Source organism: Seonamhaeicola sp. ABD4_340 (assembly GCF_056312135.1).
Map to the genome: position 1 here is coordinate 853,379 of NZ_CM149981.1, position 13,598 is coordinate 866,976.

Sequence of the window (13,598 nt, forward strand, 5' to 3'; positions counted from 1 at the left end):
ATTACTTTTTAACTGCCGAACAACCTGCCATGGTTGTTATTTTAATGGCTTCGGTTGGTGGTAAATTTTCGTTACGTGCTACTACTTCTTGCACTACATTTTGAGTTAATTTTTCAAAAGCTTGCTCTAAAACAGTAGCTGTTTGTAATGCTGCTGGCCTACCAACATCTCCAGCTTCTCTTATGCTTTGTACCAATGGTAATTGCCCTAGAAATGGTACTTTTAAATCTTCAGCTAAATTTTTAGCACCTTCTTTTCCAAAGATATAATATTTATTATCTGGCAATTCTTCTGGTGTAAAGTACGCCATATTTTCAATAATTCCTAAAACAGGCACCTGTATGCTATCTTGCTGAAACATTGCTACGCCTTTTTTAGCATCGGCTAGGGCAATATTTTGTGGTGTACTAACTACTACAGCTCCTGTAATTGGTAATGATTGCATGATGCTTAAATGTATATCACCTGTTCCTGGAGGTAAATCTAAAAGTAAGAAATCTAATTCTCCCCAATGCGCATCAAATATCATTTGATTTAATGCTTTGGCTGCCATTGGCCCACGCCATACAACAGCTTGATTTGGTTGTGTAAAAAACCCAATTGACAATACTTTTACTCCGTAATTTTCAATAGGTTTCATTTTAGATTTTCCTTCAACATTAACCGCTAGAGGTTTTTCAGCTTCAACATCAAACATAATAGGTATTGATGGCCCATAAATATCGGCATCTAAAACACCAACGTTAAAACCCATTTTTGCCAATGATACTGCAAGATTAGCTGTAACGGTAGATTTACCTACGCCGCCTTTACCTGAAGCTACTGCTACAATATTTTTAATACCAGGTATTGGCTTTCCTTTTATTACATTGGGTTTGGGTGTTGCAGGCGCATCAACTTTTACATTTACTTTTATTTTGGCTTTTTGGTAAACATGTTCATGTATTGCTTTTAAAATATCAACTTCAACACGTTTTTTTGCTTGTAAACTTGGGTTGTTAATTGTAATATCTACAACCACTTCATCACCAAAAGTTACCACGTTTTTTACGGCGCCACTTTCAACCATGTTTTGTCCTTCACCAGGTACCGTAATGCTCTCTAATGCTTTGTATATATCTTGCTTATTAAGCTTCATGTAATTATAATTTATTCTAATGTACAAAGGTAGTGATTATAGGCTGAAGAAATGTTACCTTAACACAAGTTTTGTTTATTATGCTATTTAATTTAGTTATTGCACTTTAAAAATGATTTTAAATAAGAATTAGCAAATATTACAGAGCTTCTGAAGGATCCCAAAACACGTTTTCAAAATTTTGAATTTGATTATCAACTACCTCAACTCCTTCGCTTTCTAAAAGTTGTTGCATAAGGTTTGTGCCATCAAAATGATGTTTTCCGGTTAGCAATCCATTTCTGTTTACAACCCTGTGTGCGGGCACATCTTTTCCGCCAGATCCGTTCATGGCATACCCAACCATTCGAGCGCTTTTGGCAGCTCCAAGATATTTTGCAATGGCTCCGTAACTTGTAACCCGCCCGTATGGTATTAAACGTGCTACTTTATAAACTTTTTCAAAAAAACTTAAGGTTTCGGGTTTCAAGGTATTTTAGAGTTCTTTTACAATATTTATTAATGTTACTATTGAAATTATTCCGGTGATACCGCCAATAATATAGTTCATATTTTTTTGTGATGTAAATGCCTTGTTTTTCACTTTATCAAAAAAGAAAATATACATATAAAGCATCACAAAGGTACCTGAAACTGCACCAGCTACATACGCTATTACATTTATTTGCTCAAAATTAAGCCACCCAAATGATGCTAAAGTAATAGTCATGTAAGCTTGATATGGTATTGGAAACACATTTATTGATGACAAAAACAAACCTTGAAAAAATCTACTATGCTTACTTTTTGTTTTGGTTTTTATTTGCTGTTTGGTGGTTGCTTTGGCTACAAATAAAAAGTACACTGTTATAAGCACAAAAATTACAAAGGCTACGCGTTGTAATACATCAACCACTTCTGGATGCTTGCTTAAATACCTTGCAAAAACGGATGCCACATAGGTTTGTACTGCTACAATTACACAAACACCAATAGAAAACATGATACCACGATTATGCCCTTCTTTTAAGCTAATTTTTGCAGCCGTCATGTTTAACAGCCCCGGTGGTATTACCCCAACTAGTGCAATAATTAAACCTAAAAAAAAGATGATGGTAATATTCAAAACTAGTTAATTTGAAATTTAATATACGTAATTGGTTTATTTTGCTCTAGGTATTGCGACTCATAAAATGTTTGAATAGCGGTAACTTCTTCTGGGCTTCCTTCTTGTTTATAAACATCATTATTGGCATATAGCACATTATGACCAGCACCATGAAGTAAACCTAATGTATAACCATGCATAAATTCACTGTCGGTTTTTAAATTCATAATACCATCAGGTTTAAGCACTGTTTTATATTTAGCTAAAAAATCGGCATTGGTTAAACGGTGTTTAGTACGCTTATATTTTATTTGCGGGTCTGGGAAAGTAATCCAAATTTCATCAACTTCATTAGCTTCAAAAGCAAAAGTTATCAACTCAATTTGAGTACGTAAAAAAGCAACATTGGGTATGTTTTCATCAATAGCTGTTTTAGCACCACGCCAAAAACGTGCGCCCTTAATATCTATACCTACAAAATTTTTATTGGGGTATTTTTTAGCTAAGGCTACAGAATATTCGCCTTTACCGCAACCAAGCTCTAAAACTACAGGGTTATTATTTTTAAAAACTTTTGAGCGCCAGTTACCTTTTAACTCATAAGTAGCATTAACCAACGCTTCTCTTTTGGGTTGAAATACGTTTGAAAATGTTTCGTTTTCTTTAAATCGTTTTAGTTTATTTTTACTTCCCACTGTGTTTTTAACTATTTCTTATTATTTGAAAATATTTGGTAAAATTAAGGAAATATACACAAGCCTTTATATGCTTACCTTTGTTTTTCTTATTTTTTGTGTTTGTGAAACTTTTTTAAGCACTTTCACACAAAAAATATTAAATAAAACCAACATTTTGGTTTTGCAAAAAACACCCAAATATACATTTGTGAAACACAATAAAAAACGAATTTTAGTAGCTCCTCTAAATTGGGGTTTAGGGCACGCTACCCGATGCATACCTATTGTAAAAGCCTTATTAGATCATGGTTTTGAGCCCATTATAGCCAGTGATGGTGTTGCCTTAAAACTTTTGCAAAAAGAGTTTCCTATGCTGTCATCTATTGAATTACCCGGATACAACGTAACCTACGCAAAAAATGGAAAAAACTTTAAAATGAAACTTATTAAAGATTCTCCTAAAGTTTTAAAAGCAGTTAAAAACGAAAAAAAAGCAATTAAAGATATTGTAGAAACGCATCAAATTTCGGGTGTTATTTCTGATAACAGATTGGGTGTTTACAGCAAAAAGGTGCCTTCGGTTTTTATAACGCATCAACTTAACGTACTAAGCGGAAGTACTACTTGGTTTAGTACTAAAATGCACCAAAAAATTATAAAAAAATTTAGCGCATGTTGGGTGCCTGATACTGATGGCGACATTAATTTAAGTGGAAAACTTGGACATACAAACACCTTTGACATCCCTTTAACTTACATTGGTCCGTTAAGTAGATTTGAAAAGAAAACTACAACAAAAAACAATAAATTATTAGCTTTAATTTCTGGCCCCGAACCACAACGCGGTTTGTTAGTTGATAAATTACTTAATGAACTTAAAGATTACCCTGAAAAAACAATATTAGTTAAAGGCTTGATGGAAGATGAACAAACCATACAAGTTATGGGCAATATTACGGTTTACAATTTTATGACATCTGATCTTTTGGAAAAAACCATTAACGAAAGTGATATTGTTATTTCGCGTTCTGGTTACACTACGGTAATGGATTTAGCAAAATTAAATAAAAAGGCTTTTTTTATACCAACACCTGGGCAATTTGAGCAAGAGTATTTAGCAAAACGCTTAACCGAAATGCGCCTTGTACCAAGTTGTAAACAAGATGATTTTAAAATTGAAAAAATTGAAGACGTTAAAAACTTTGAAGGTTTAAAAGCTTTTGATTTTGATGTAGATTACAAAAATTTATTCAGCCTTTTCCAAGGTGAATGAAAACTCACTACCAACACCATATTCACTTTCAACATAAATTTTTTCGTTGTGTGCTTCAATAATATGCTTTACTATTGATAAGCCTAAGCCAGAACCACCCTCTTTTCTTGAGCCACTTTTATCAACTCTAAAAAAGCGCTCAAACAAACGTTTAATATGCTCTTTTTCAATACCTTCACCGTTATCTGTAACACGTATAATTACTTTGTTCTTTATTAAGTTTTCAATACTAACTTCAGTGGTTCCTTTAATTCTACCATATTTTAAAGAATTTACAACTAGGTTTGCCAACACTTGTTGTATACGTTCTTTATCTGCCCTAACCATTATTGGTTCGGTGTAATCCATATCAAAGGTTAAGGTAATTTTCTTTTTTGCGGCTTTCATTTCAAACATATCAAATACGTTTTCAACAAGCTCAACAATATCAAAAGCTTCGGTTTTCAAACTTAAATCGCCTACCTCAAGTTTGGTAATCATATCTAAGTCTTTAATAATATACCCTAACCTTTCAATGCCTTTACTTGCTCTTTCAAGATATTTAAGTCTAATGTTTTCATCATCCATACCACCATCAAGCAGCGTTAAAATATAGCCTTGTACTGTAAACAATGGTGTTTTAAGCTCATGTGACACATTGCCTAAAAATTCTTTACGGTATTGTTCTCTTACTTTTAAGGTTTCAATTTCTATTTTTTTGTCTTTTGCAAATTTATCAATCTCACGGGTAAGTGTTTTCATGTCTGTTGTAATGGCCGTTTTATTTAAACTAGCCGATTCTAACAACGTTAAATCATCATAAATTCTTTTTACACGTTTGTAAATAAATCTTTCAATTCTAAATTGAATAATTATAAAGCAAAATATATATACACAAGTAGCAAAAACAGGTATATAATACCACTGTGGTGGATGAAAATAATATAAAAAAACGCTTATTAAAAGCGTTATAAATGCGGTTATGTATAAAGACGTGTTTATAGCAAACCTATATGTTTTTTTAAACTTTGCTTGCGCTTGCATGTGGTACTAACTAATCTACAAATTTATACCCAACGCCTTTAATGGTTTTAAAACTATCATCACCTAATTTTTCGCGTAGTTTTCTAATGTGAACATCAATGGTTCTACCACCAACAACTACTTCATTACCCCAAACGGTGTCTAATATTTCATCTCGTTTAAAAACCTTACCTGGCTTTGAGGCTAACAAAGATAATAATTCAAATTCTTTTCTAGGTAATATTATTTCTTTGCCTTTTGAGGTTACTTTATATTCGTCTCTGTTTATTACAAGGCTACCTATTTTAACGGTATCAGAAACATCTTCTTCTTTGTAACGTCGTAGTAATGCTTTAACCTTGCTTACCAATACTTTTGGTTTTATTGGTTTGGTTATGTAATCATCGGCACCAGCATCAAAACCTGCTACTTGCGAGTAATCTTCACCTCTTGCAGTTAAAAAAGTTATAATTGTGTTTTTTAAGTCTGGATTTTTACGCAATAATTCACATGCTTCAATACCGTCCATTTCAGGCATCATTACATCTAAAATAATGAGTTGAGGCAATTCTTTTTTTGCTTTTTTAACGCCTTCACTTCCGTTTTCGGCAGTTATTACTTGGTAGCCTTCACTTGTTAAATTGTAGCCTACAATTTCTAAAATGTCTGGCTCATCATCAACTAACAATATTTTAATGTCCTTTTTTTTCATTTTTAATAATTTCAAAAGGTAAAGATAAAACTAAAAGCATAATATACTCATTATTGACTAATTAATAACATTAAGGTAACAAAGTACTTACGCAAAGTTAACCTTTCGATGTATTGCGCAAATGTTTAACACTTTTTTGGTATAAATTTTGTTGTGTTTTCTTAAATTTACACTACCTAAACGGTACTTTATGGAAAAAAATTACTTTTTATCTGTTTTTTTTATGCTAGTTTTTTTGTTTTGTACCCAAAACGGTATTTCTCAAAATTATGCTACAAATACGCCTGCTAAAAACAATATTGAAGGCTTATCTATTTACCCCAACCCTGTAAAAAGCAGCCATACCTTTATATACATATCTTCGAAAAAAAATTTAACAAAGCATGTTGAGTTTTTTAATGTAATAGGAAAATTAATTTACAAAACTAAGCTAATTGGCAAAGAGTTAAACATAGCCAATTTAAGCAAAGGCGTATATATTTTAAAAATATCTGAAAATAACGTTAGTGAAACCAGAAAATTAGTGATAAAGTAAAGATAACGTTATTTACATGTAAAAAAAACATCAATTTACACATAACACTTAAAATACCTTAAAGTTTATACATAATTTAGGAGCTTAATTAATTTAAACTCTCATCCTTATGAAAAAACTTTACTTCTTTCTATTTACTATTTTATTAGCAAATGCTTCTTTTGGGCAAATTATTAGTGAATTTGATGCTGACCAAACAGGCACCGATAGCGCCGAATTTATTGAAATTAAATGGACTCCAAACACATCATTAAACGGTTATATTATTGTTCTTTTTAATGGCAGTAATGACTCAAGCTACAATACGGTTGATTTGACAGGTGAAACAACTGATGCTAATGGCTTTTTTGTTATTAATTTCCCATCAAACGGTATACAAAATGGTGCAGATGCTATTGCATTGTATATGGATAGTGCTTCAAACTTCCCTAATGGTACGGCTCCAACAACTATAAACATTGTAGACGCTGTAGTATACGGAACTAATGATAGTGATGACACAGCACTTATGAATGCCTTAGGTGAAACTGTACAATATAATGATGACACTTCTAACTCTTTAAATCAATCTGGAGATGGAACTTTTTATCTTGCTGCTCCAACTTCAGGCGCAGCTAACAATACCCTTTCATCTAATCAAAACCAAATAAAAGGGTTTGCTTTGTATCCAAATCCGGTAAAAGGCTTTGTTAATATTACTAGCCAAAGCAATGCAAAAATTTCAGTATCAGTTTTTGATGTGTTAGGCAAGCAAGTAATTAACGCCGTTACAAACAATAACACCCTAAACGTTTCAAGTTTAAAAGCTGGTGTTTATGTTTTAAAAGCTACGCAAAACAATGCTGTAACTACACAAAGATTAGTTATTAAATAATGAATTGAATACACATACATTTAAAAGCGTTGCAATAGCAACGCTTTTTTATTTTAACTACTTTTGTGTTTTGTTTTTATTTGAACAAAATTGCTTGATAAATGACAGATTACCATAGTATTTTTAACATTAAAACCAACGAAGCTTTTGAAAAAAAGGCTCTTGAAATTTTCAAATTTCAGTTTGAAAACAATCGGGTTTATAGGTCTTTTTGCGATTTACTCTATAAAACACCCAGCGATGTTAAAACCTTAACAGATATTCCGTTTTTACCCATTCAGTTTTTTAAATCGCATACTGTTTTAAGCTCAGAAAACACCATTGAAACTACTTTTACAAGCTCTGGCACCACAGGGAAAAATACTAGCAAACACCATGTAACCAATCTTAAAATTTATGAAGACAGCTTTAATTTTGGGTTTACAGAGTTTTATGGTAACATTGAAGATTATGTGGTTTTAGCACTACTACCGTCATATTTAGAGCGCCAAGGCTCTTCACTAATTTATATGGTTGATGCGCTTATAAAACAATCAAAACAGCCCGAAAGCGGTTTTTATTTAAATAACTTATCAGAATTAAAAAACACCCTATTAAGGTTAAATTCAGAAGGAAAAAAAACACTACTAATTGGTGTGTCTTTTGCACTTTTAGATTTAGTTGAAACCTATAAATTCAATTTAAAAAACACTATAATAATGGAAACTGGCGGCATGAAAGGCCGCAGAAAAGAGTTGATACGTGATGAGCTTCATACGCTATTAAAAAAAGGTTTTGGCGTTGATAAAATACATAGTGAATATGGTATGACCGAACTTTTAAGTCAGGCTTATTCAAAAGGCAACGGCGTTTTTAATTGCCCAAGTTGGATGCGTGTTTTAACCCGCGACACCGAAGACCCATTAACTATTCAAAAAACAGGAAAAACAGGCGGATTAAACATTATAGATTTGGCTAATATTAATTCTTGCGCCTTTATTGCCACACAAGATTTGGGCCGTTTAAATACTGATGGCTCTTTTGAAATTATTGGCAGATTTGACCATTCTGATATTCGCGGTTGCAATTTAATGGTGCTTTAAAAAAATTAAAATATGCCTGTAAGGTTTTTAACTTTTAACAGACTAAATAAAAGAGCTAAGAAAAAGAAAGATTAGTTTTTATTTAATTGGTTAGTGATAAGGCTTGGTTTTTACACCAAGCCTTATTTTTTTATACTATTCTTAAAATGAAGTAATTTTTTTTACCACGCTGTAATAACACAAACTTATTGTTTATTAAATCTGAAGCAGTAATACTATAATCTTCTTTTACTTTTTCTTTATTTACAGAAATTGAATTTTCTTTTAAAGCGCGTCTTGCTTCTCCGTTAGATTTTAAAAACCCACCTTTTTCGGCCAACGCAGCCACCATATCTAACCCGTTTTCAATATCACTTTTTGAAATTTCGGTTAACGGCACACCATCAAACACATCTAAAAATGTTTGTTCATTTAACGCTTTTAAATCTTCACTGGTTGATTTTCCAAATAAAATACCACTGGCTTTTATGGCGTTATCTAAATCTTCTTTAGAGTGTACCATCGTAGTAATTTCTTCAGCTAAACGTTTCTGTAAAGCACGTAAATGCGGTGCTTCTTTGTGTTCTGCTACTAAAGCTTCTATAGTCTCTTTAGTTAAAAAAGTAAATATTTTAATGTACTTTTCAGCATCTTCATCACTGGTATTTAACCAATATTGGTAAAATTTATATGGTGATGTTCTGTTAGCATCTAACCACACATTTCCACCTTCGGTTTTACCAAATTTAGTACCATCGGCTTTTGTTATTAATGGGCAAGTTAATGCGTAACCTTTACCTCCGCCAATACGCCTAATAAGCTCTGTACCTGTGGTAATGTTTCCCCATTGGTCACTTCCGCCCATTTGTAAGGTGCAGTTTTTTTCTTTGTATAAGTGAAGAAAATCATACCCTTGCACTAATTGATAGGTAAACTCTGTGAAAGACATGCCTTCTTTAGCTTCAGAAGACAAACGTTTTTTTACAGAATCTTTAGCCATCATGTAATTTACGGTAATGTGCTTACCTACGTCTCTAATAAATTCTAGAAACGAAAAATCTTTCATCCAATCGTAATTATTTACTAAAACGGCAGCATTGGCTTCGCTACTTTCAAAATCTAAAAAACGTGCTAATTGGCTTTTAATAGCATTTTGATTGTGGCGTAGTGTTTTTTCATCTAACAAATTACGTTCGGCAGATTTTCCTGAAGGATCACCAATCATACCTGTAGCACCACCAACAAGCGCATAAGGTTTGTGGCCTGCTAATTGAAAATGACGCAACATCATAACACTTACCAAGTGCCCAATATGTAAAGAATCGGCCGTTGGGTCAATACCTACATAGGCGCTTTGCATACCAGACATTAAATGTTCATCGGTTCCTGGCATGGCATCATGTAACATACCTCTCCATGTTAATTCTTCAACAAAATTCATTTTCATCTTTAATATAATTTATTGTGCTGCAAATATAAAAATACCATACAATTAGTAGGTTATAATTAGTATTCTTTCTGAAGCTTTTTAGCTTAGGCTAATTAAAATATTCATTATTTTAGCCACATGATTTTAGTTACAGGCGGTACAGGTTTAGTTGGATCTCATTTGCTTTACAAACTTATAAGTAATGGCGAAAAAGTAAGGGCTATTTACCGAAACCAAAAAAAACTTGAAAATATTAAAAACGTATTTTCATGCTACACTAATAATTACCTTGAGCTTTACAATAAAATTGAATTTGTTGAAGCTGATATTTTAAACATTCCGTTGTTAACTGATGCTTTTAAGGGTGTTTCATACGTATATCATTGCGCAGCATTTGTATCTTTTGAACCTGATAAATACCAACTTTCTAGAAAAACTAATATTGAAGGCACAGCCAATGTTGTAAACCTATGCTTAGCAAATAGTATTAAAAAACTATGCCATGTAAGCTCTATTGCTACTTTAGGAGACAGTACAAATAATGCGTTAATTGATGAAGATGCTATTTGGAACCCTGAAGCCGATAACAGTATTTATAGCATTACAAAATACGGTGCCGAAATGGAAGTTTGGCGCGGTACCCAAGAAGGTTTAAATGCTGTTATTGTAAATCCTGGGGTTATTTTAGGCGCTGGTATTTGGCGCTATGGCACCGGAAATTTATTTAAACGTGCACACAAAGGTTTTACCTACTACACTAATGGAACTGTTGGCTTGGTAGCAGTTAATGATGTTGTAAATATTATGATAGCGCTTGTAAAAAGCACTATTACTAAAAAGCGCTTTGTTTTAGTTGCAGAAAACTGGACTTACAAACAATTTTTACAAGCATTAGCAAAATCTGTAAACAAAAAAGAACCCAAAAAACAAGCACCTATTTTTCTTTTAAAAATAGCTTGGAAGTTAGATTGGTTAAAAACAAAACTTACAGGTAAAAGACGTGTACTTACTAAACATGTGGCATCTGCATTAACCACCGAAAAAAACTATAGCAGCAAGCATGTTGAAACTGCAATAAACTATACGTTTACACCTATTAATAAAACAATAGAAAATATTGGTGCTTGTTTTTTAAAGCAACACTAATTACAACTCAATATCTAAATTTTCTAATTCTTGAATTGTTTTGTCATCAATTGACGGTGCTGGTTTTACAGTGTTTTTACCTTTTTTAAATTTAATAGAATCGCGGGTTTTTAAAACGTCATTTAAAGAATCTTCACTTTGTTTAACGCGCTTTTTTTGTTCTTCTTTTTGTATTTTTTGGTAATGCTCTTTAAGTTTTACTAAACTATCATTTACCATTTGGTAAATTTCTTCATAGTCTTTCATTTTGTATGTATAATACACATTACTTTCGGCAAATTGTAAACTATCAATATTATACTTATTGTAAATATAAGTATTTGGGAAAATACCTTTGTCTTCTAAAGTTTTTCTGTTTACAGCATTTGCAGACCCTACTAATTTGGCATCTATTAAAATATTAACCATTTGTTTTTTAGAAATTAAATTCTTTGGCTTTTTAGGGCTATTATTACACCCAATAAAACTCAAAATGGTTAAAAAAACTATAAAAAAACGTTTCAACATTACCTATTAAAAGTTAATCGTTTAGCATATTTTGCATTACTAAATTTAGCATTTTGGTAAGCAATATTACCATTTACAAAGGTATGCGTTATTCTAGATTTAAAGGTTGTGCCCTCAAAAGGAGACCAGCCACATTTGTACAATATATTTTCTTTAGTTACTGTCCATGGGTTGTTTAAATCTACCAACACTAAATCTGCATAATAACCTTCTTTAATATAGCCGCGACTTTCAACATCAAATAAAATAGCCGGGTTATGGCACATTTTTTCAACTATTTTTTCAATAGAAATTTTATCTCTATGATACATTTCTAACATAGCCGGTAAAGCATGCTGCACTAATGGCCCACCAGAAGGTGCTTTAGTATAAACGTTTTTTTTCTCTTCTAAAGTATGTGGTGCGTGGTCTGTTGCAATAACATCAATTCTGTCATCTAGTAAAGCTTCCCAAAGTTGCTCTCTATCTTCAGCTGTTTTCACTGCCGGATTCCATTTTATTAATGTACCTTTCTTTTCATAATCTTCATCAGAAAACCATAAGTGATGTATGCAAACTTCGGCTGTTATTTTTTTATCTTTTAAAGGTGTTTTGTTTTCAAATAGACTAGTTTCTTTTCCTGTAGATAAATGAAAAACATGTAACCTTGCACCGGTTTCTTTTGCTAATTCTATAGCTTTTGAAGATGATAAATAGCAAGCATCTTCACTTCTAATTATGGGGTGTTGTGAAATAGGAATATCATCACCATACTTTTCAATATGTGCTTGTAAATTGTTTTTTATTGTGGTTTCATCTTCACAATGTACTGATATTCTTAAATTGGTATTTTTAAAGATATTTTTTAAAACCTCAGGATCATCTACCAACATATTTCCTGTTGAAGACCCCAAAAACAATTTTAAACCTGCTGCTTGATTAGCATCTAATTTTAAAATTTCGTTTAAATTATCGTTTGTGCCGCCAAACATAAAAGAGTAATTAGCCGATGATGTTTTTGCTGCAATGGCAAATTTTTCTTCTAATTTTTCAACAGTTGTAGTTTGTGGTTTGGTATTGGGCATTTCAATAAATGATGTAATACCACCCGCTATTGCTGCTTTAGACTCGGTTTCAATGTTTGCTTTTTGTGTAAGTCCTGGCTCTCTAAAATGTACTTGATCATCAATAACACCAGGTAAGAGATATTTGCCTTCTGCATCTAAAACTAATACATCGGCAGATTTTGGTGTTAAAGATTCTCCTATTTTCTTTATGTACTCGCCTTCTATTAATATATCGCCATTAAAAATAGCCCCCTCATTAACTATATTGGCATTTTTAATTAGTGTTTTTTTCATTTATTTATATTTAAATAGAATTACGTTTTACTTTTTAAATAAGCTTTTAATTTTCATTGAGATAACACCAAAAATAGCTTCAGATATTATGCCACGGTGTAATTTAGATTCGCCTTTAGTTCTATCAGTAAAGATAACTGGCACTTCAACAATTGTAAAGTTTTTTAAATAGGCTTTAAATTTCATTTCAATTTGAAATGCATACCCAATAAACTTTACAGCATCTAAATTTATAGCTTTAAGCACATGGTTTTTATAGCACACAAAACCCGCTGTGGTATCTGTAATATTCATACCCGTTATAAAACGCACGTACTTTGATGCAAAGTACGACATAAGTACTCTTCCCATAGGCCAATTTACCACATTTACACCTGTTTTGTAACGCGATCCTATTGATACATCGGCACCATCAGTGGCACATGCATTGTATAGTTTAGGTAAATCGTTTGGGTTGTGTGAAAAATCGGCATCCATTTCAAAAATATAATCATAACCTTTACTTAAAGCCCATTTAAACCCATGTATGTAGGCCGTACCAAGTCCAGATTTTTCTTTTCTTATTTCTAAAAACAATCTGTTACTGTAACTTTTTTGAAGCTCTTTAACTTTTATAGCTGTTAAATCTGGTGAATTATCATCAACAATAAGCACATGAACATCATTAGATTGCCCTAAAACTGCCTTTATTATAGCTTCAATATTCTCAATTTCATTATACGTTGGAATAATAACTACAGCTCCTACCATTCTAATACTCTTGAACATTTAATTTTGGCAAATGTACATTATTAAGCCCGTATTTTTTTTAAATTTT

The 13,598-nt window shown here is 32.1% G+C and carries 15 protein-coding genes; 5 read left to right on the top strand and 10 right to left on the bottom strand.

From position 1 onward, the window contains the following. Position 1: 1 nt before the first annotated feature. From ACYX4H_RS03785 to trmB, 4 genes are all read right to left on the bottom strand, one after another. Entirely contained in the window at positions 2-1,138 is a 1,137-nt protein-coding gene (locus tag ACYX4H_RS03785) for an Mrp/NBP35 family ATP-binding protein (RefSeq protein WP_476237881.1), read from the bottom strand. Between the two features lie 139 nt (positions 1,139-1,277). Next, on the bottom strand, positions 1,278-1,607 hold the full coding sequence (locus ACYX4H_RS03790) for an MGMT family protein (RefSeq protein WP_476237883.1): 330 nt from the start codon (positions 1,605-1,607) through the stop codon (positions 1,278-1,280). A 6-nt stretch (positions 1,608-1,613) separates the two neighbouring features. Next, positions 1,614-2,243, bottom strand: a complete 630-nt coding sequence (locus ACYX4H_RS03795; protein ID WP_476237884.1) for a LysE family transporter — start codon at positions 2,241-2,243, stop codon at positions 1,614-1,616. A gap of 2 nt (positions 2,244-2,245) precedes the next feature. Then, positions 2,246-2,920 carry a tRNA (guanosine(46)-N7)-methyltransferase TrmB gene (gene trmB, locus ACYX4H_RS03800; protein WP_476237886.1) on the bottom strand — a complete coding sequence of 225 codons (675 nt, stop codon included), beginning with the start codon at positions 2,918-2,920 and terminating at the stop codon, positions 2,246-2,248. A gap of 190 nt (positions 2,921-3,110) precedes the next feature. On the opposite strand from trmB, the gene ACYX4H_RS03805 reads away from it, so the two are divergent. Beyond that, positions 3,111-4,175, top strand: a complete 1,065-nt coding sequence (locus tag ACYX4H_RS03805; protein WP_476237888.1) for a glycosyltransferase — start codon at positions 3,111-3,113, stop codon at positions 4,173-4,175. Here the strand turns inward: ACYX4H_RS03805 and ACYX4H_RS03810 are convergent. Both ACYX4H_RS03810 and ACYX4H_RS03815 read right to left on the bottom strand, forming a co-directional pair. After that, positions 4,149-5,198 carry a sensor histidine kinase gene (locus ACYX4H_RS03810; protein WP_476237889.1) on the bottom strand — a complete coding sequence of 350 codons (1,050 nt, stop codon included), beginning with the start codon at positions 5,196-5,198 and terminating at the stop codon, positions 4,149-4,151. The genes ACYX4H_RS03805 and ACYX4H_RS03810 overlap by 27 nt on opposite strands. A 10-nt stretch (positions 5,199-5,208) precedes the next feature. Further along, the gene (locus ACYX4H_RS03815) at positions 5,209-5,889 is read right to left on the bottom strand and encodes a response regulator transcription factor (RefSeq protein WP_147134773.1); all 681 of its coding nucleotides are present in this window, start codon (positions 5,887-5,889) and stop codon (positions 5,209-5,211) included. 190 nt (positions 5,890-6,079) lie between these two features. Between ACYX4H_RS03815 and ACYX4H_RS03820 the strand changes: the two genes are divergently transcribed. The 3 genes from ACYX4H_RS03820 to ACYX4H_RS03830 all read left to right on the top strand — a co-directional run bounded on the left by ACYX4H_RS03820 (position 6,080) and on the right by ACYX4H_RS03830 (position 8,380). Beyond that, positions 6,080-6,424, top strand: a complete 345-nt coding sequence (locus ACYX4H_RS03820; RefSeq protein WP_476237890.1) for a T9SS type A sorting domain-containing protein — start codon at positions 6,080-6,082, stop codon at positions 6,422-6,424. A gap of 109 nt (positions 6,425-6,533) precedes the next feature. Next, positions 6,534-7,298: a T9SS type A sorting domain-containing protein gene (locus ACYX4H_RS03825; protein WP_476237892.1), complete on the top strand. Its 765-nt coding sequence runs from the start codon at positions 6,534-6,536 to the stop codon at positions 7,296-7,298. A 101-nt stretch (positions 7,299-7,399) separates the two neighbouring features. Further along, on the top strand, positions 7,400-8,380 hold the full coding sequence (locus tag ACYX4H_RS03830) for a LuxE/PaaK family acyltransferase (protein ID WP_476237893.1): 981 nt from the start codon (positions 7,400-7,402) through the stop codon (positions 8,378-8,380). Between the two features lie 130 nt (positions 8,381-8,510). Here ACYX4H_RS03830 and tyrS read toward each other — a convergent pair whose 3' ends face one another. After that, positions 8,511-9,806: a tyrosine--tRNA ligase gene (gene tyrS, locus ACYX4H_RS03835; RefSeq protein ID WP_476237894.1), complete on the bottom strand. Its 1,296-nt coding sequence runs from the start codon at positions 9,804-9,806 to the stop codon at positions 8,511-8,513. 120 nt (positions 9,807-9,926) lie between these two features. Here tyrS and ACYX4H_RS03840 point away from each other — a divergent pair, with 120 nt between their 5' ends. Then, the gene (locus ACYX4H_RS03840) at positions 9,927-10,934 is read left to right on the top strand and encodes an NAD-dependent epimerase/dehydratase family protein (protein ID WP_476237895.1); all 1,008 of its coding nucleotides are present in this window, start codon (positions 9,927-9,929) and stop codon (positions 10,932-10,934) included. On the opposite strand, the gene ACYX4H_RS03845 is transcribed toward ACYX4H_RS03840, so the two are convergent. The 3 genes from ACYX4H_RS03845 to ACYX4H_RS03855 are packed head-to-tail and all read right to left on the bottom strand — an operon-like array spanning position 10,935 to position 13,531. Then, a complete protein-coding gene (locus tag ACYX4H_RS03845) occupies positions 10,935-11,441 on the bottom strand; it encodes a DUF4296 domain-containing protein (protein ID WP_476237897.1) in 507 nt (168 codons plus the stop codon). Next, a complete protein-coding gene (locus tag ACYX4H_RS03850; RefSeq protein WP_476237898.1) occupies positions 11,441-12,781 on the bottom strand; it encodes a dihydroorotase in 1,341 nt (446 codons plus the stop codon). The genes ACYX4H_RS03845 and ACYX4H_RS03850 overlap by 1 nt, the downstream gene beginning before the upstream one ends. Before the next feature lie 27 nt (positions 12,782-12,808). Beyond that, positions 12,809-13,531, bottom strand: coding sequence for a polyprenol monophosphomannose synthase (locus ACYX4H_RS03855; RefSeq protein WP_476238629.1), 723 nt, complete (start codon positions 13,529-13,531; stop codon positions 12,809-12,811). Between the last annotated feature and the right edge of the window lie 67 nt (positions 13,532-13,598).